At 67.1% G+C, this 16,148-nt stretch carries 19 protein-coding genes; 9 read left to right on the top strand and 10 right to left on the bottom strand.

Annotated elements, in window-relative coordinates:
• Positions 1-2: 2 nt before the first annotated feature.
• Positions 3-1,559: a bifunctional phosphoribosylaminoimidazolecarboxamide formyltransferase/IMP cyclohydrolase gene (gene purH / locus ASG64_RS03845; RefSeq protein WP_442971114.1), complete on the top strand. Its 1,557-nt coding sequence runs from the start codon at positions 3-5 to the stop codon at positions 1,557-1,559.
• Between the two features lie 22 nt (positions 1,560-1,581).
• Here purH and ASG64_RS03840 read toward each other — a convergent pair whose 3' ends face one another.
• Positions 1,582-2,073, bottom strand: a complete 492-nt coding sequence (locus tag ASG64_RS03840; protein ID WP_042575336.1) for a glutathione peroxidase — start codon at positions 2,071-2,073, stop codon at positions 1,582-1,584.
• A 78-nt stretch (positions 2,074-2,151) separates the two neighbouring features.
• Between ASG64_RS03840 and ASG64_RS03835 the strand changes: the two genes are divergently transcribed.
• Genes ASG64_RS03835 through ASG64_RS03825 form a run of 3 tightly spaced genes read left to right on the top strand, consistent with a single transcriptional unit; the run spans position 2,152 to position 5,897 of the window.
• Positions 2,152-2,499, top strand: a complete 348-nt coding sequence (locus tag ASG64_RS03835; RefSeq protein WP_042575335.1) for a hypothetical protein — start codon at positions 2,152-2,154, stop codon at positions 2,497-2,499.
• 48 nt (positions 2,500-2,547) lie between these two features.
• Positions 2,548-3,936: a sigma 54-interacting transcriptional regulator gene (locus tag ASG64_RS03830; RefSeq protein ID WP_042575334.1), complete on the top strand. Its 1,389-nt coding sequence runs from the start codon at positions 2,548-2,550 to the stop codon at positions 3,934-3,936.
• Positions 3,936-5,897, top strand: coding sequence for a vWA domain-containing protein (locus ASG64_RS03825; protein ID WP_056070151.1), 1,962 nt, complete (start codon positions 3,936-3,938; stop codon positions 5,895-5,897). The genes ASG64_RS03830 and ASG64_RS03825 overlap by 1 nt, the downstream gene beginning before the upstream one ends.
• Here the strand turns inward: ASG64_RS03825 and ASG64_RS03820 are convergent, their stop codons facing one another.
• The 6 genes from ASG64_RS03820 to rpmB are packed head-to-tail and all read right to left on the bottom strand — an operon-like array spanning position 5,898 to position 8,327.
• Positions 5,898-6,359, bottom strand: a complete 462-nt coding sequence (locus ASG64_RS03820; protein ID WP_042575369.1) for a hypothetical protein — start codon at positions 6,357-6,359, stop codon at positions 5,898-5,900. It lies immediately after the preceding gene.
• A gap of 27 nt (positions 6,360-6,386) precedes the next feature.
• Positions 6,387-7,313 carry an AEC family transporter gene (locus ASG64_RS03815; RefSeq protein WP_056070149.1) on the bottom strand — a complete coding sequence of 309 codons (927 nt, stop codon included), beginning with the start codon at positions 7,311-7,313 and terminating at the stop codon, positions 6,387-6,389.
• A 30-nt stretch (positions 7,314-7,343) separates the two neighbouring features.
• Positions 7,344-7,598 (bottom strand): 30S ribosomal protein S18, encoded by a 255-nt coding sequence (gene rpsR, locus ASG64_RS03810; protein ID WP_042575331.1) that lies wholly within the window; start codon positions 7,596-7,598, stop codon positions 7,344-7,346.
• A gap of 15 nt (positions 7,599-7,613) precedes the next feature.
• A complete protein-coding gene (gene rpsN, locus ASG64_RS03805) occupies positions 7,614-7,919 on the bottom strand; it encodes a 30S ribosomal protein S14 (protein ID WP_042575330.1) in 306 nt (101 codons plus the stop codon).
• Entirely contained in the window at positions 7,919-8,089 is a 171-nt protein-coding gene (gene rpmG, locus ASG64_RS03800) for a 50S ribosomal protein L33 (protein WP_042575329.1), read from the bottom strand. The genes rpsN and rpmG overlap by 1 nt, the downstream gene beginning before the upstream one ends.
• Position 8,090: 1 nt before the next feature.
• Positions 8,091-8,327: a 50S ribosomal protein L28 gene (gene rpmB, locus ASG64_RS03795; RefSeq protein ID WP_042575328.1), complete on the bottom strand. Its 237-nt coding sequence runs from the start codon at positions 8,325-8,327 to the stop codon at positions 8,091-8,093.
• Positions 8,328-8,455: 128 nt separating this feature from the next.
• Between rpmB and mrf the strand changes: the two genes are divergently transcribed.
• Genes mrf through ASG64_RS03770 form a run of 5 tightly spaced genes read left to right on the top strand, consistent with a single transcriptional unit; the run spans position 8,456 to position 11,848 of the window.
• Entirely contained in the window at positions 8,456-9,724 is a 1,269-nt protein-coding gene (gene mrf, locus ASG64_RS03790; RefSeq protein ID WP_056070146.1) for a ribosome hibernation factor-recruiting GTPase MRF, read from the top strand.
• Positions 9,721-9,993 carry a type B 50S ribosomal protein L31 gene (locus ASG64_RS03785; RefSeq protein WP_056070144.1) on the top strand — a complete coding sequence of 91 codons (273 nt, stop codon included), beginning with the start codon at positions 9,721-9,723 and terminating at the stop codon, positions 9,991-9,993. Before mrf ends, ASG64_RS03785 begins: the two co-directional genes overlap by 4 nt.
• A 3-nt stretch (positions 9,994-9,996) precedes the next feature.
• Positions 9,997-10,170 carry a 50S ribosomal protein L32 gene (rpmF, locus tag ASG64_RS03780; protein ID WP_056070140.1) on the top strand — a complete coding sequence of 58 codons (174 nt, stop codon included), beginning with the start codon at positions 9,997-9,999 and terminating at the stop codon, positions 10,168-10,170.
• Positions 10,171-10,195: 25 nt separating this feature from the next.
• Positions 10,196-10,675, top strand: a complete 480-nt coding sequence (locus tag ASG64_RS03775) for a cation:proton antiporter regulatory subunit (RefSeq protein WP_042575324.1) — start codon at positions 10,196-10,198, stop codon at positions 10,673-10,675.
• Between the two features lie 3 nt (positions 10,676-10,678).
• Positions 10,679-11,848 carry a cation:proton antiporter gene (locus ASG64_RS03770; protein ID WP_042575323.1) on the top strand — a complete coding sequence of 390 codons (1,170 nt, stop codon included), beginning with the start codon at positions 10,679-10,681 and terminating at the stop codon, positions 11,846-11,848.
• Here ASG64_RS03770 and ASG64_RS03765 read toward each other — a convergent pair.
• From ASG64_RS03765 to ASG64_RS03755, 3 genes are all read right to left on the bottom strand, one after another.
• Positions 11,769-12,281, bottom strand: a complete 513-nt coding sequence (locus ASG64_RS03765) for a J-domain-containing protein (RefSeq protein WP_056070138.1) — start codon at positions 12,279-12,281, stop codon at positions 11,769-11,771. The genes ASG64_RS03770 and ASG64_RS03765 overlap by 80 nt on opposite strands.
• Before the next feature lie 11 nt (positions 12,282-12,292).
• Positions 12,293-14,674, bottom strand: coding sequence for an ATP-binding protein (locus ASG64_RS03760; protein WP_056070135.1), 2,382 nt, complete (start codon positions 14,672-14,674; stop codon positions 12,293-12,295).
• Between the two features lie 156 nt (positions 14,675-14,830).
• Complete coding sequence (locus tag ASG64_RS03755; RefSeq protein WP_042574741.1) at positions 14,831-16,069, bottom strand: L,D-transpeptidase; 1,239 nt, start codon at positions 16,067-16,069, stop codon at positions 14,831-14,833.
• Positions 16,070-16,148 lie beyond the last annotated feature (79 nt).

Below are 16,148 nucleotides of genomic sequence, written 5' to 3'. Positions count from 1 at the left end.
CAGTGAATCAGCGAGCAGTCACGCGCGCTCTGGTCAGCGTGTACGACAAGACCGGGCTCGAGGAGCTCGCCGTGGGACTCCATGCTGCGGGAGTCGAGATCGTGTCCACCGGGTCGACGGCCGCCAAGATCGCCGCTGCCGGGGTGCCGGTGACGCGCGTGGAGGACCTGACTGGCTTCCCGGAGACTCTCGACGGCCGTGTGAAGACGCTGCACCCGCGCGTCCATGCCGGCGTTCTGGCGGACACGCGCAAGCCGGAGCACCTCGCTCAGCTCGAGGAACTGGGTGTCGCGCCGTTCGAACTGGTCGTCGTCAATCTGTATCCGTTCACCGACACCGTCGCATCGGGTGCATCCCCCGACGAGTGCGTCGAGCAGATCGACATCGGTGGCCCGTCGATGGTGCGTGCCGCGGCCAAGAACCACCCGTCGGTCGCCGTGGTCGTCGACCCCGCCCGCTACGACGACGTCCTGACTGCCGTCTCGGCCGGTGGCTTCTCGCTGGACGAACGTATCGCCCTCGCCGCGAACGCTTTTCAGCACACGGCGGCGTACGACGTGGCGGTCGCGTCGTGGATGACCGACGTGCTCGTCACCGACGACTCCGAGCACTTCCCGGCGTGGATGGGCGCCACCTACGACCGCGCGTCGGTTCTGCGCTACGGCGAGAACCCGCACCAGGCCGGCGCCCTGTACGTCGACCCGTCGGCCCCCGCCGGAATCGCGCGCGCCGAGCAGGTGCACGGCAAGGAGATGTCCTACAACAACTTCACCGACGGTGACGCCGCGTGGCGCGCCGCGTACGACCACGAGTTGCCGTGCGTCGCCATCATCAAGCACGCCAACCCGTGCGGCATCGCCGTCTCGACCACCGACTCCATCGCGGAGGCTCACCGCAAGGCGCACGCGTGCGACCCGGTCAGCGCCTACGGCGGCGTGATCGCCTCCAACCGCGAGATCACCGTCGAGATGGCCGAGCAGGTCGCGGAGATCTTCACCGAGGTCATCATCGCGCCGTCCTACGCGGACGGTGCCTTGGGAGTTCTGCAGCGCAAGAAGAACATCCGTGTGCTGATCTGCGAGCCACCTCAGCCGACGCCGGAGATCAAGCAGATTTCCGGCGGACTCCTTCTCCAGGATCGCGACCTTCTCGACGCCGAGGGCGACGACCCGTCGGGGTGGACTCTGGCGGTCGGTGAGCCCGCCGACGAGGCGACTCTGGCGGACCTGCAGTTCGCGTGGCGTGCGTGCCGTGCGGTCAAGTCCAACGCCATCCTCATCGCCGCCGACGGTGCCTCGGTCGGGGTCGGGATGGGACAGGTCAACCGAGTCGACTCAGCGGAGTTGGCAGTGCGCCGCGCCGGGGACCGCACCACCGGTGCGGTCGCCGCGTCCGACGCCTTCTTCCCGTTCCCGGACGGTTTCCAGATCCTCGCCGCCGCGGGTGTGGCCGCCGTCGTGCAGCCCGGTGGGTCGATCCGCGACAACGAGGTCGTGGACGCCGCGCGCGAGGCCGGTGTGACGATGTACCTCACCGGCTCGCGTCACTTCGCCCACTGACCTCTCGCGGGGAACCGAACGGTCAGGACCCGCCGAGGACCTTCTCGATGGGCTTGGCCAGCTTCTCCGGCTTGGTGGTCGGCCCGAAACGGTCGACCACCTGGCCGTCGGCGTCGACGAGGAACTTGGTGAAGTTCCACTTGATGCGGCTGCCGAGCATGCCCGACTTCTGTTCACGCAACCACTTGTACAGCGGATGCGCGCCGTCTCCGTTGACCTCGATCTTCTCGTGCAGCGGGAAGGTGACGTCGTAGCGCAGGGAGCAGAAGTTCTTGATCTCCTCCGCGTCACCCGGCTCCTGGTGTCCGAACTGGTCACACGGGAAACCGAGGATGACCAGGCCCTTCGGTGCGTACGTCTTGTTCAGGACCTCGAGTCCCTCGTACTGCGGGGTGAACCCACACTGCGATGCGGTGTTGACGATCAGAAGGGGCTTGCCCTTGTAGTCGGCGAGGTCGACGGGCTCGCCGTCGATGGTCGTGGCGGTGAAGTCGTATGCACTGGTCTGGGTCACCTCTCGACGTTACCGAGTTTTCCCGGGAATCGGGTACGAGGGAGTTTGGTCCGTTCTCAGCGAGGGTAGACGCGGGCCATGACAGATCGGCACCGTGACAGCCAGGCCAGCGGCGACCCGGATGGTGGAGTCAAGGAAGGCAGCTCCGAACGGGAGCCGCGCGACGAGGAGCGCACCTTCCGCGCGCACGCCGGTGAGGCCATCGCGGATGCGCGGAACTGGCCGGGGTACTTCCTGATCGCCCTCGGACTCGGCGCTCTCGGCCTCGGACTCACCGCGGCCGGCGGCGGCTTCGAAGGATGGGCGATGATCTGCTTCCCGGCGGCTGTCGTGCTGTGGGCCGCAGGTCTCGCCGTCGTGCTGCTCGAACGCAAACGCGTCAAGAACGCCGAGGGCAAGAGTCTGACGGACCCTTCCGGGCACTGACCGGCAGGAGAACGTGCCGAAACGCGTGGAGGCTCGTACGTTGGAGAGGTGACTTCGTCTTCAGAATCCCGCCCGACCACGCTCGGTGAACTCCGCGCCTCGGGACACGTTCAGAAATCCGTCAAGAACGAACTCCGCGACAACCTCCTCGACGCTCTGCGGGAAGGCCGGGACGCCTGGCCCGGCATCCTCGGCTTCGAGAACACGGTGCTCCCGCAACTCGAAAGAGCCCTCCTCGCACAACACGACGTCGTCCTCCTCGGCGAGCGAGGACAGGGCAAGACCCGCCTGCTCCGAACCCTCGCGACGCTGCTCGACGAGTGGACCCCCGTCATCGACGGCTCCGAGCTCGGCGAGCATCCCTACGACCCCATCACTCCGGCCTCGATCCGGCGCGCGGCGGAACTGGGAGACGACCTCCCGGTCGCCTGGCGGCACCGTTCGGAGCGGTACTCCGAGAAGCTGGCCACCCCCGACACGTCCGTGGCGGACCTCGTCGGCGACGTCGATCCCGTGAAGGTCGCGGAGGGCCGCAGCCTGGGAGACCCGGAGACCATCCACTTCGGCCTCGTTCCCCGCACCCACCGCGGCATCGTCGCGATCAACGAACTCCCCGACCTCGCGGAGCGCATCCAGGTCTCGCTCCTGAACGTCATGGAGGAGCGGGACATCCAGATCCGTGGCTACACCGTGCGGCTGCCGCTCGACGTACTGCTCGTCGCCAGCGCCAACCCCGAGGACTACACCAACCGAGGGCGCATCATCACCCCGCTCAAGGACCGCTTCGGCGCCGAGATCCGCACGCACTACCCCATCCTGCTGGCGGACGAGATTGCAGTCATCGAGCAGGAAGCCGACCTGACGGCTACCGTTCCGGGACACGTTCTCGAAGTGCTCGCCCGGTTCACCCGGTTGCTGCGCGAATCCGCGTCGGTCGATCAGCGCTCGGGCGTCTCCGCTCGATTCGCCGTCGCCGCTGCCGAGACCGTCGGCGCCGCAGCCGTTCACCGCGCTGCGGTCCTCGGCGAAGCCGATCCGGTAGCGCGTCCCGTGGACACGCAGACGATCGTCGACGTGCTGCGCGGCAAGGTCGAGTTCGAGTCCGGCGAGGAAGGCCGAGAGATCGAGGTTTTGAACCACCTGCTGCGACGTGCGACCGCGGACACCGCCCGCGATCTGCTGGGCGGCATCGACCTGAGTTCGTTGGTCACCGCTGTCGAGCAGGGCGAGCCCGTGGTGACGGGCGACCGTGTCACCGCCAAGGTCCTTCTCGACGAGTTGCCGGATCTGCCTGTGCTCGACGAGCTTTCGGAGCGACTCGGGGCGACGTCCGACGGTGAGCGCGCCGCGGCAGTCGAGCTGGCACTCGAAGGTCTGTACCTTGCCCGGCGCATCGGAAAGGACACCGGGGACGACGGGCAGACGGTGTACAGCTGATGGCAGGTAATTCCCGGTACGGCCCCTATGTCGACGGTCCGGACCCACTCGCGCCACCGGTCGATCTCCGTGAAGCGCTCGACGCGATCGGGCAGGACGTGCTGGAGGGCTCGTCTCCTCGTCGCGCCCTGCAGGAGATGCTGCGACGCGGCACGAAGAACATGACGGGTCTCGACGACCTGGCGGCGCGCGCGAACCGGCGTCGTCGCGAACTCCTGAAGAACAAGAATCTCGACGGCACGCTGCAGGAAGTGCGCGAACTGCTGGACAAGGCCGTGCTCGAGGAGCGCAAGACGCTGGCTCGTGCCCTCGACGACGATGCCCGGTTCCAGGAGATGCAGATCGCGGAACTCCCACCGTCGACGGCGCAGGCCGTGCAGGAGCTGTCCGACTACGACTGGCGCAGCAGTGAGGCTCGCGAGAACTTCGAGAAGATCAAGGATCTGCTGGGACGCGAGGTTCTCGACCAACGCTTCAAGGGTATGAAGCAGGCGCTCGAAGGAGCGACCGAGGAAGATCGCGCCGCGGTCGCAAAGATGTTGTCCGACCTCAACGATCTGCTCGACGCTCACGGCCGCGGTGAGAACACGGACGAGCAGTTCGAGAAGTTCATGCAGGAGCACGGGCAGCACTTCCCGGAGAATCCGGAGACGATCGACGACCTCATCGATGCGCTGGCCGAACGATCCGCGGCGGCGCAGCGGCTGCGGAACTCACTGTCTCCCGAGCAGCGGGCGGAGCTCGATGCCTTGGCGCAGCAAGCCTTCGGCAGCCAGGAGCTGATGGATCAGCTGGCACGCCTGGATCAGAACCTCCAGTCCGCACGCCCCGGCGAGGACTGGGACGGAGCGCAGAAGTTCCGTGGCCAGGAGGGTATGGGTCTCGGAGACGGTACCGGCGTCCTGCAGGACATCGCCGAACTGGAGGAGCTGGGAGATCAGTTGTCCCAGCAGTACAACGGTGCGGCGCTGGACGACATCGATGCCGACGCCCTGCTGCGTCAGCTGGGACCGGAAGCGGCGGCCGACGCTCGCACGTTGGCCGATCTCGAGAAGGCGTTGCAGCGGGAAGGTTTCCTCGACAAGGGCGCCGACGGGCAGTGGCGGTTGTCGCCGAAAGCCATGCGGCAGTTGGGACAGTCGGCGCTGAAGGATGTCGCCGGCAGTATCGCGTCCCGACGGGGCGAGCGGGACACACGACGGGCCGGCGCGATGGGCGAACCGACAGGTGCGTCGCGCACGTGGGAATTCGGCGACACCGAGCCGTGGGACGTCGTGCGGACGGTGACCAACGCGGTGCTGCGGACTGCTGCCGATCCCGCGACGGACAGCAGTGCGGGGGTCCGACTGGCGGTGACGGATGTCGAGATCAGCGAGACCGAGCAACGGTCACAGGCAGCGGTCGCGCTGTTGGTGGACACGTCGTTCTCGATGGTCATGGAGGGTCGGTGGGTGCCGATGAAGCGCACCGCTCTCGCGCTGAATCACCTCGTGAGCACCCGATTCCGCGGGGACGACCTGACGATGATCGGCTTCGGGCGCCACGCGCAGACACTGACGCCGTCGGAACTCGCCGGTCTCGACGGGGCGTGGGACCAGGGAACCAACCTGCACCACGCGTTGATGTTGGCGGTCAAGCATCTTCGGCGGAATCCGAACGCGCAGCCGGTGGTCCTGATCGTCACCGACGGTGAGCCGACGGCACACCTCGAGCCCGACGGCCACGCGTTCTTCGACTACCCGCCGCATCCCCGAACACTGGGGTTGACGGTGCGCGAGCTCGACACGCTGGCCAAGATCGGCGCCCAGGTGACCATCTTCCGGTTGGGTGACGATCCGGGTCTGGCCCGCGTCGTCGATCGGATGGCGCATCGTGTGGGCGGCAGGGTCATCGCGCCGGACCTCGACGGTCTCGGTGCCGCCGTGGTCAGCGACTACCTCACGGCCCGGAGGAAGCGCTGATCACATTCCGTTGAGGACGGTGCGTGTGCCGACGGGTGCGGCGAGTTGCAGCTCCATCGTTCCGTAGACGGCGATCATGATGCAGGACTTGTTCTTCGCCGATTCGAGGGTGCCGGTGCGCACCGTGACGGTGACCGATTCTTCGGTCTCCACCACGGTCGCATCGGCGCCGTAGCACTCGGGAGTACCGGTGACGAAGTGCACGGCGATGCGGTTGCCGGGCAACGGTGTCCACGCCTCGAACGGAGTGGACTGCGCCATGATGAGGGATGCGCCCGGGGTGAACGAGGTGCCGACCTGGTCGGCGGCGACCTGGTGGGGGACCGGAGGTGACCCGGGAACGGGTACCAGATCGGTCGGCGTGGCCGCCCCCGTCTCGATGTCGGTGGGCTCGGTGGAGTCGGAGGATCCGCAGCCGCCGAGTGCGAGACACATCAGCAACCCCAACGCGAACGACCTCATGGCCTCCACGGTAGCGCGGTTTCCGGACTAGGCGAGCAGCGCGGCGACGACGGCGATGACCGGGATGGACACGATCGTGGTGACGAAGGCCGTGTCGCGCGCCAGGACCGTGCCCCGGCCGTAGCGGGTGGCGTAGACGAAGACGTTCTGCGCGGTGGGCAGAGCGGCGATCACGACGACGGCGAACAGGTCGTGCCCGTCCAGGTTCCAGCCCCATCGCGCCAGCGCGTAGGTCAGCACCGGCAGGACCGCCATCTTGAGGAACGACGCGAGCGCGACGTCCCGACGAGGGCCGGCACCACGCTCGAGGACCTTGACGCCGTACAGCGACATCCCGAATGCCAGCAGTGCCCCCGGCACGCTGGCGCCACCGAGCAGCGTGAACGGCTGCATGACGGGATCGGGGAGGGTGAACCCGGTGATCGCGAGGGCGAGGCCCGCCAATCCGGCGAGGACGATCGGATTCTTGAACGGCGCTGCGACTATCCCGAGGAACGACGCGTCCTTCGACGACGTCGACACGTCGAGAACCGTCAGCGCCAACGGCGAGTAGATCATGATCTGGAACAGCAGCAGCGGCGCGACGAACGAGGCGTCGCCCAGGACGTACACGGCGATGGGTATGCCGAGGTTGGCCGCGTTGACGTACGACGCGGCGAGGGCGCCGATGGTCGCCTCCGGGAGGCCGCGCTTGGTCACCGTCAGAGCGATGATCAGGGAGATCGCGCCCACGATCAAGGCCCCCACCGCGGTGATGGCCAAGGTGGGGGAGAAGATCACCGACAGGTCGGCGCGCGCGAGAGTGTCGAACAGCAGGGCGGGTGTGGCGACGAAGAACACCATCCGCCCCAGAACGAGACCGCCGGACTCACCGAGCACGTGGGTACGTGCGACGACGTAGCCGATGAAGATGACCACGAAGATGACGGTGAATCCGGCGAGAACTCCTGACACGGAAGGGCCTCAGCCCCTACCGGCCTGCACTCAGCGAGTGGTGAACGGGAGGAGCGCCATCTCACGTGCGTTGCGCACGGCGGTGGCGACCTGACGCTGCTGCTGCGGGGTGAGTCCGGTGACGCGACGGCTACGGATCTTGCCGCGGTCGGAGATGAACTGACGGAGCAGGTTCACATCCTTGTAGTCGACCTCGGTGATACCTGCCGCGATCAGCGGGTTCTTCTTGGGCTTGCGATTCGCATCGTCCTTGCCCTTCTTGGACGGAGCCCTCTTCACTGCCATGTTCTCTCCACTCTTTCACCAGCTGCTCTTGTGGACGCCGGGTAGTTCCCCGCGATGTGCTCGTTCTCGAACGCCGATGCGGGACAGTCCGAATTTCCGGAGATACCCGCGCGGTCGTCCGTCCGCAGCGTCTCGATTGCGCAATCTTACCGGACTCGCATCGCGCGGTAGACGCTGGAGAGCCCGGAGGGCTGCTTCGCGGTCCGCGGCGCTCGTCGAGGGCCGACGGATCAGCTCCTTCAGCTCGTGTCGTCTGCTCGCCCAGCGAGCGACGACGACGGCTCGCTGGTCGTTCCGCGCGATCTTCGACTTCTTGGCCATCAGCGTTCCTCCCGGAAATCGACGTGTCGTCGGACGACCGGGTCGTACTTCTTCAGGACGAGGCGGTCGGGGTCGTTGCGACGGTTCTTGCGGGTCACGTAGGTGTAGCCGGTGCCGGCAGTGGACTTCAGTTTCACGATCGGCCGGACATCGGTGCTTTTCGACGCCATGTCAGAACGTCCTTCCTGCGGCGCGCAGCCGCGTGATCACCGAGTCGATGCCGTCACGGTCGATGGTCTTGATGCCCTTCGCCGACACGGTGAGTCGGACGCGTCGACCGAGGCTGGGCACGTAGTAGGTCTTCTTCTGGATGTTGGGATCCCATCGCCGACTCGTGCGGTGGTGGGAATGCGACACGGTCTTCCCGAAGCTCGGTACCCGGCCGGTGACATCGCAGTGCGCGGACATCGCGGTCCTTCCTGTTGGCAATCGCCTTGTTGATAATCGTTTTCGACAAGCGCTGCGTCGGACTGTACGCTCGGACGCCGGTAAGTGAAAATCATTGTCGAAAAAGAACGTGAGGGGGATCGCTGACCATGGCGACCGACAGAAGGACTCCATTGGTCCTGGTGTGCGGACCGGCGGACCCGGGAGCAGCAGTGACCGCGTCGCTGCACGACGAGGGCACGCTGGTCCTGCATCACGACCTCTCGGACGCATCCGTCGGTGTCGTCCGCCGCCGAACCGTCCGAGTGGGCGACGACGGCGCAGTGACCACCCGCGTGGTCGATCTCGCCGGGCTGGGGTGCTGTGTGTCGTGCCTGCTGCGCGAGGATCTGCTGCCGCTGCTGCGGTCGACGTCCACCGACTCTTCGGTGCGCCGCATCGTCGTGCGAGTAGATCCGTCACTCGACGTCGAGGCGATCTGCTGGGCCGTGGAGAACACCGTCGTCACCGGCATGGTGGGACGCGTCGACGCACCCGCGTCGCACGACGTGCGGATCGAGGCGGTCATCGGCTGCGTCGACAGCGCGACCTGGCTCCCGGACGCCACGGGTGACGAGCTGGTCGGCGAGCGGGCATTCCCCGACGGGACGGTCGATCTGCTGGACGACCGCACCGTCGCGCAGGTGGCGGTGGGGAATGTGCGCGGCGCCGACCTGCTGGTCGTCGCCGACACCGGGGTCGATCGATGGGAGGCGGCAAGACTGGCCGCCGTACTCGAACGTCTCTCTCCGCGGGCTCCGGCGGTGTGGATCCTGCCAGGAGAGACGCCTCGCGGACTCCTGTCCCGCGTTCCTGCGACGGCTCGTCGCGGCGCCGTCGACGACGCGCATGCGCCTCTGCTCGACGGTCAACCTCCTCTGTCGTCCGAATGCGGCGTCGCGCTCGTGGAGTTCGCCGATCGGCGTCCGTTCCATCCCGAACGACTGCACGCGGCGATCGACGTACTTCTCGACGGCGTCGTCGCCACGCGTGGGCGGATGTGGGTGGCCACCCAACCCGACGCCGTGTTGTGGCTGGAATCGGCCGGCGGGGGACTCCGGGTCGCCTCGGCAGGATCGTGGCTCGCGGCGATGACGCCGGACGAATACGAGGACGTGCCGACGGCGCGGCGGGCTCTCGCGGCACTCGGATGGGACGACGACTTCGGTGACCGCGCGCAGTCCCTGGTCGTGCTCGTCCACGAGGCCGATCCCGAGCACGTCCACGCGACGTTGTCGGACGCACTGCTGACCGACGACGAGCTGCGACACCCCGAGCGGTGGTCCACCTGGGCCGACCCGTTCGGTCAGTACCACCAGGATCCCTGCGACACGGACGTCCATGCCGTGTCGGACATAGAGAGAAAGGCATCGGAATGAAGCACGGCGTACATCCCGACTACCACCCCGTGGTCTTCCAGGACTCGGGCACGGGATCGATGTTCCTGACCAGATCCACGATCACCAGTGACCGCACGGTCGAGTACACCGACGGTCACAGCTACCCCTTGATCGTCGTCGACGTCACCAACGAGTCGCACCCGTTCTGGACCGGGGCCGCGCGTGTGATGGACACCCAGGGGCGTGTGGAGAAGTTCGAGCGTCGGTACGGCAAGCGAGACGCGTCGCCCCGAGCCAGGAAGGTCTGAGTCGTGGCCGTTCCGAAGCGGAAGATGTCCCGGTCGAACACGCGCAGCCGACGCGCGCAATGGAAGGCCACACCGCCCGATCTTGTGCCCGTCACGGTGGCGGGAGTCGTGCACAGGGTGCCCCGTCGGCTGGTGAAGGCCGTCCAGCTCGGCGTTCTCGATCCGAAGTCGCTCTGAGCGGATACCGGGTTAGCATCACCGCATGAACGTCGACGTCACCCTGCTCCCCGGCATCGGGGTGCGCAAGGATTTCGCGTTGTCCACCGGACGACGCATCGGTGTCATCACGCGCAAGGACGGCACGAACGAGCTCATCGTGTCGAAGAAGAACGACCCGGATTCGACACAGGCTTCGATCACGCTGAGCAACGAGGAGGCCGCGGCGCTGGGCAACCTGCTGGGTACGCCGCAGCTCGTCGCGCAGCTGGGCGAGGAGCATCGCGATCTGCCGGGGATCAGGACCCGTCAGTTGCCGATCCGCGAGGGTTCCCGTTTCGACGGGCGGCAACTGGGCGACACGGCGATGCGCACGAAGACCGGTGTCTCCATCGTCGCCGTCATGCGGGCCGGTCAGGTGCAGCCGTCACCGACGCCGGACTTCACGCTGGTCTCGGGCGATCTCCTGGTCGTCGTCGGCACCAGCGACGGACTCGATCACGCAGCAAAGATCCTGGGCAGCTGACGAGTGGGAGAAACAGCGCTCGAACTCACCGAGTTGGGTGCTGTCTTCTTCGCACTCGGGCTGCTGGCGCGGCTGGCGTCGCGAATCGGGATGTCGCCCATCCCGTTCTATCTCCTCGCGGGTCTGGCCTTCGGCAACGGCGGACTGGTCGAGCTCGACGGGATCGACGACTTCACGCACCTCGCCAGCGAGATCGGCGTGGTGCTGCTCCTTCTACTCCTCGGTCTCGAGTACACGGCGAACGAGTTGGTCACCGGTCTGCGGAGATCCTGGACCGCAGGTCTTCTCGACCTGGTGCTGAACTTCGTGCCGGGGGCCGTGGTCGCTCTGATCCTGGGGTGGGGTCTCATCGGGGCGATCGTCCTCGGCGGCGTCACCTACATCTCCTCGTCGGGCATCGTGGCGAAGGTTCTGAGCGATCTGGGCCGTCTGGGTAACCGCGAGACGCCCGTCGTGTTGTCGATCCTGGTGTTCGAGGACCTCATGATGGCGCTGTACCTACCGATCCTCACGGCTGTGCTCGGCGGGGTCAGCCTTCTCGGCGGAGCCGAAGCGGTGGGCATCTCTCTGCTGGTGGTGACCGTGGTGCTCCTGGTCGCGCTGCGCTACGGCTGGGTGGTCTCGGCCATCGTCGACAGCAAGGACCGGGAGGTGGTGCTGCTGAAGGTGTTCGGCGCGGCACTGCTGGTGGCCGGTGTCGCGTCGGCGATGCAGGTCTCCGCGGCGGTCGGTGCGTTCCTGCTGGGAATCGCGATCTCGGGGTCCACTGCGCAAGCGGCGACGCGCGTGCTCGAACCGCTCCGTGACCTGTTCGCTGCTGTCTTCTTCGTCGTGTTCGGCTTCAACACCGATCCGCGATCCATCCCTCCCGTGCTGGGGTACGCGATCGTCCTGGCCCTCATCACCGCCACGACGAAGGTGGCCACCGGAGCGTGGGCAGCCCGCCGGATCGGTGTGGGGCAGCTCGGCCGGATGCGTGCCGGCGCCGCGCTGATCGCGCGCGGCGAATTCTCCATCGTCATCGCGGGTCTGGCCGTGGCCGCCGGGGCGGTGGAGGACGAACTGGCCGCGCTGGCCACGGCCTACGTGCTCATCATGGCCGTCGTCGGCCCCATCGCAGCCCGCGTCGTCGAGCCGGTGACTCAGCGGGTGATGGACGCACGGGCTCGCTGAGCGCAGCTTTCGCGGCGGCCAGACGCTGCCGACGCTCGTCCCGTGCACGGGCCCAGTGCTCGACGGTCTCGTCGGCGTCGACACGTCCGATGGGAATCTGCGGTCCGACAGGCGCGCGGAGCCAGTCCATGATGCGCGCATTCAAGTCCTTGACGACGGCGCGGACCTGCTCTTCGGAGCGCACGTCCCGCAGCGTCTCGGGGAGGCGTTCGACTTCCTTGCGCAGTCGCAGCGGAGTGGGGAGCAACGCGTCGCCGGGAAGATTCTCCCGCTCGAGATACCCACGTACCCACGACAGTTCGTCGGTCGAGGACGGGGGGATGGGCTTGCCCAGGCCGGGCAGATCGTCGAACGCGCCCTTGTCCTGTGCCTCGCGGATCTGACGGTCCACCCAGGTCTGGACGCTGATGTCCCACGGCTTACGCTGCGTCATTCTCGCGGCCCCTAGGTCTCCGTCGCAGCGTCCGAGTCGTTGTCCAGGTCCTCGACGAACTGCGCCACGATCTTCTCGGCGATGACTCGCGCCTTGACGTTGGCCGCCTGGCTCTGCGTCGCGATGTGGTCGAACGCCGCCTCGGGCGTCATCCTCGCGGTCACCATCATCACTCCCACCGCCTGGCTCAGCACGCTACGGCTGTCCAGAGCTGTTCGCAGAGAGGACACTTCGCGCTCCGCCCGCCCGAGCAGCTGCTCGCGCAGTCGCGCCAGTTCCAGGTGCACCCTGATACGCGCCACCAGCTCCGTCGGCTGGAACGGTTTGGTCACGTAGTCGTCCGCGCCCAGGCGCAGGCCCTCCACGATGGATGTCGACCCGGCACGTGCGCTGAGCAGGACGATCGGAATCCGCACCAATCGACCGTCGGAGCGTGCCTCGTCCACCAACGACAGACCGCTGCGTCCGGGAAGCGTGATGTCGCTGACGATGACATCGGGCGGGTTCTGCCGGGAATGCGCGATCGCCGAGTCGACGTCGGCGAACTCCGCGACGTGCCATTCCTGTTCTGTCAGCAGTCCCACCAGGTATTCGCGCATGTCGGCGTTGTCCTCGACGAGAACGACTCGGCGCTGGTCGGGTGCCGGCTGGCTCGCGCGGGGCTCGAGCGGCCTCCACATGTCGGCCTCACCGATGTAGCCGGCGCCGAGCGCCGCGGTGACTTCCCGCGTGGAGGCGTCGACGGCGGCGGGTGCGGCGGACGGAACCAGGGGAACGGTGACGGTGAAGATCGAGCCGCGAGGGGAGTTCCCGTCGACGGTGATCGAGCCGTCCATCGCGGAGACCAGGTCCGACACCAACGACAGACCCACTCCGGATCCCTCGCGACTGCGTCCGTCGATGCTGGGGACCTGGAAGAAGCGGTCGAACACCTTGGGTCGGTCCGCCTCGGATATGCCGAGTCCGGTGTCGGCGACGGCCACGGTCAAACCGCGGTCGGACGCGGACAACGTCACCGTGATCGACCCCTCGGTGGTGAACTTGACCGCATTCGAGATCAGATTCATGACGACGTGGGTCCACATCGTGCGGTCGATCTCGACGTGCGGATCGCTCACACCGTCGACGTCGACGCTCAGGGTCACCCCGGAGCGCTCGGTGGCGTCCCGGAACATCGAGACGCACTCCGTGGTCAGGGCGACGATGTCTGTCGGTTCGGGCGTCACCTCGAAGCCCCCGGCGTCGCCGCGAGCGACATCGAGGAGGGTGTCCACCAGGCGTTGGAGTCGCAGGGCCGCGCGGCGAGCCGACTGCAGAGACCGCAGGTGCGACGACGGCAGCGCGTTCTGCTGATCCTCGAGCACCTCCCCGAGCGGACCGAGCAGCAGCGTCAGCGGCGTCCGGAATTCGTGGCTGACGTTCTCGAAGAACCTCGTCTTCGCGGTGTCCAACTCTTCGAGGTCGGCCACCCGACGAACTTCGGCAGCGTAGGCGTACGCATCGGTGAGGGCGGTCGAGATCCTGTCGGCGACGACGTCGAGGAACACCCGGTAGGGATCGTCGAGTCGGCGGAATTCGCTGATGCCCGCGACGAGGACTCCCGTCGATTCGTCGGACGATGTGCGCAGCGGCAACACGAGAGCCGATTGATCGCCCATCTCGACGTTCTCGGCCACGCCGGTGGCCGTGACTCGGAGCATCACGTCGGGATCGACGGCGGCGGTCGTCGAGGTCGTGGTGACGGCGACAGGTCTGAACGACGCCGGTCCGAGACCGTCGTCCTGGTGGAGGTGGATCGACGCGAACGGGATGTCCGTGTTGCCGGACAGCAGATCCAGCGACTCCCGGCAGACGGCGTCGATGCCCTTCGCGCCGACTGTCATCGTTCCCAGATCGCGGAGAACCGCCATTCGTCGATCGGCCAGGACCTGCTGCGTGACGTCGGTCGTGGCGACGAAGACACCGTCGACTCCGCCTCCCTCGGCGAGGATCGGACTGTAGGAGAAGGTGAAGAACGTTTCCTCCACGTACCCGAACCGGTTCAGCAGGATGCGCTGCTCGGTGCGGTGGATCGCGGTGCCGCCGAGAGCCTCCATCGCGAGTGGCCCCAGGGAGTCCCAGGCGATGTGCCAGCAGTCCTCTGCTCGTTGGCCCACTGCCTTCGGGAACAGTTCGCCCGCCATGGGCGTGTAGGCCTCGTTGAAGATCTGGACGAGGTCGTCGCCCCACCAGATCAGCATGCCCACGCGGGACGGCAGAACCGTACGGATCGCGGTGACCAACGCGGTGGGCCACGACTCCACGGGGCCGAGCGGTGTGGACGACCAGTCGAACTCACGGTGTGCCACGGAAGTCGCGTCCGACCCGGGAAACAGTTCGTCCCGTGTCGTCATCGCGTCGCGCGTGTCATGAGAGTGGCGCTGTCGTCATCCCCGGCATTCCTCGTGGGCCCTTTCTGGCGTGCGGCTCGAAGACGAGTCGCGTCTTCGTACAGTGTAAAGGCGCCGGAGGGGTGGTGCCGACAGATGTGACGGTTCAGGCATGCCCGATCAGACGAGCGCACTCCCGGCGAGCCACTCCGACCACGGCACGCTCCAGTCACCGTTCTGCCACTGCTGCAGCGGCGCACCGCCGGTGTTACGGACCTCGACCACGTCGCCGGGGACCGAGAAGTCGAAGAACCACGACGCGTTGGCGCGGCTGAGATTGAGACACCCGTGCGAGACGTTCGTGTTGCCCTGCGCCCACACGGTGTCCTCGAGTTCGTGCAGGTAGATGCCGTCGTTGCTGATGCGGGTCGCGTAGTTGATGGACTCCTTGTAGCCCAACCGCGAATTGACCGGCAGCCCGTACGTGGAGGAATCCATGATCACCGGGTTGGCCTTGTCCAGGACGGTGTACACACCGGGCTGCGTCCAGAAGGTCAACGTCTGTCCGCCGATTGTCTCGCTGCCCCCCATGCCCATCGAGGTGGGCATGGTGCGGATCAGTGTCCCGTTCTCGTAGACCTCGACCTGCTTGGTGTTGTCGTCGGCAACGGAGACGTGCGAGTCGCCGATGGTGAAGGAGGTGCTGACATCCTCCTGCCCGAACAGGCCGTCACCGACCTCGACTCCGTAGACCTTCGCGGAGATGGTCACGGCGGTCCCGGGGGTGTAGTAGTTCTCGGGCCGCCAGTGGACGTTCTGATCGTCGGCCCAGTACCAGGAGCCGGTGACGGCCGGCGTGGTCTGCACGCTCAATGTCTTCTCGGCGGCGGCGCGGTCACCGATGGGCTCGTCGAAGTGCACGACGGCCACGATCCCGACGCCGAACGTGCCGCCGTCGGTCAGCAGGTTGCCGCCCGCGGTGACGAACGACGGGAGCGTGTAGTTGTCGGGCGCGACCGTCGTGAACGAACTCGTCTCCTGATGCGCCGCGCCGTCGGTGGCGGCCGTCTCGATCGACAGCTCGTACGACTTGCCGTACCCGAGCGTCGTCGCGGGCTTCCACGTCGATCCGTCGGGGGTGATCACCCCGTCGACGACGACGCCGTCGGCGTTCGTCATCGTCACCGCGGTGATGGTCCCGTTCGTGGCGCCGACGCTGATCGGCGCCAACGGGTTGACATCGGTGGCGCCGTCGGCCGGATCCACCGTCACCGTCGGTGCGGGAGCAGCCTGCGTCGTCTCCGGCGCGGCGCCACCGGTGTCGCCACCGCCGGAACCGATGGTGCACGCGGACACGAGCAGCATCACGAGTGCGAGGCACGCCAGAACGGCAGTACGGAACGGGGGGCGGCGAGACATGAGCGGAACTCCGACGGTCGAGGAGTGGAGGAGTAGGCACCACGGTAGCGCGAGACGGTGACATGCCACTGCCGCTCCG

The sequence above is a fragment of the Rhodococcus sp. Leaf247 genome, assembly GCF_001426185.1.
Taxonomy (GTDB): domain Bacteria; phylum Actinomycetota; class Actinomycetes; order Mycobacteriales; family Mycobacteriaceae; genus Rhodococcoides.
The sequence above is the reverse complement of the archived record's forward strand: the minus strand, read 5'-3'. Positions and strand labels throughout refer to the sequence as shown.

Bases quoted from the DNA above. Each gene is read 5' to 3' on its own strand.
- ASG64_RS03760 (WP_056070135.1), bottom strand. From the start codon at position 14,674: ATGACGACACGGGACGAACTGTTTCCCGGGTCGGACGCGACTTCCGTG.
- ASG64_RS03755 (WP_042574741.1), bottom strand. From the start codon at position 16,069: ATGTCTCGCCGCCCCCCGTTCCGTACTGCCGTTCTGGCGTGCCTCGCA.
- mrf (WP_056070146.1), top strand. From the start codon at position 8,456: ATGGCGACCGACAGAAGGACTCCATTGGTCCTGGTGTGCGGACCGGCG.
- rpsR (WP_042575331.1), bottom strand. From the start codon at position 7,598: ATGGCAGTGAAGAGGGCTCCGTCCAAGAAGGGCAAGGACGATGCGAAT.
- rpsN (WP_042575330.1), bottom strand. From the start codon at position 7,919: ATGGCCAAGAAGTCGAAGATCGCGCGGAACGACCAGCGAGCCGTCGTC.
- ASG64_RS03785 (WP_056070144.1), top strand. From the start codon at position 9,721: ATGAAGCACGGCGTACATCCCGACTACCACCCCGTGGTCTTCCAGGAC.
- rpmG (WP_042575329.1), bottom strand. From the start codon at position 8,089: ATGGCGTCGAAAAGCACCGATGTCCGGCCGATCGTGAAACTGAAGTCC.
- ASG64_RS03765 (WP_056070138.1), bottom strand. From the start codon at position 12,281: ATGACGCAGCGTAAGCCGTGGGACATCAGCGTCCAGACCTGGGTGGAC.
- rpmB (WP_042575328.1), bottom strand. From the start codon at position 8,327: ATGTCCGCGCACTGCGATGTCACCGGCCGGGTACCGAGCTTCGGGAAG.
- ASG64_RS03775 (WP_042575324.1), top strand. From the start codon at position 10,196: ATGAACGTCGACGTCACCCTGCTCCCCGGCATCGGGGTGCGCAAGGAT.
- ASG64_RS03825 (WP_056070151.1), top strand. From the start codon at position 3,936: ATGGCAGGTAATTCCCGGTACGGCCCCTATGTCGACGGTCCGGACCCA.
- ASG64_RS03835 (WP_042575335.1), top strand. From the start codon at position 2,152: ATGACAGATCGGCACCGTGACAGCCAGGCCAGCGGCGACCCGGATGGT.
- ASG64_RS03820 (WP_042575369.1), bottom strand. From the start codon at position 6,359: ATGAGGTCGTTCGCGTTGGGGTTGCTGATGTGTCTCGCACTCGGCGGC.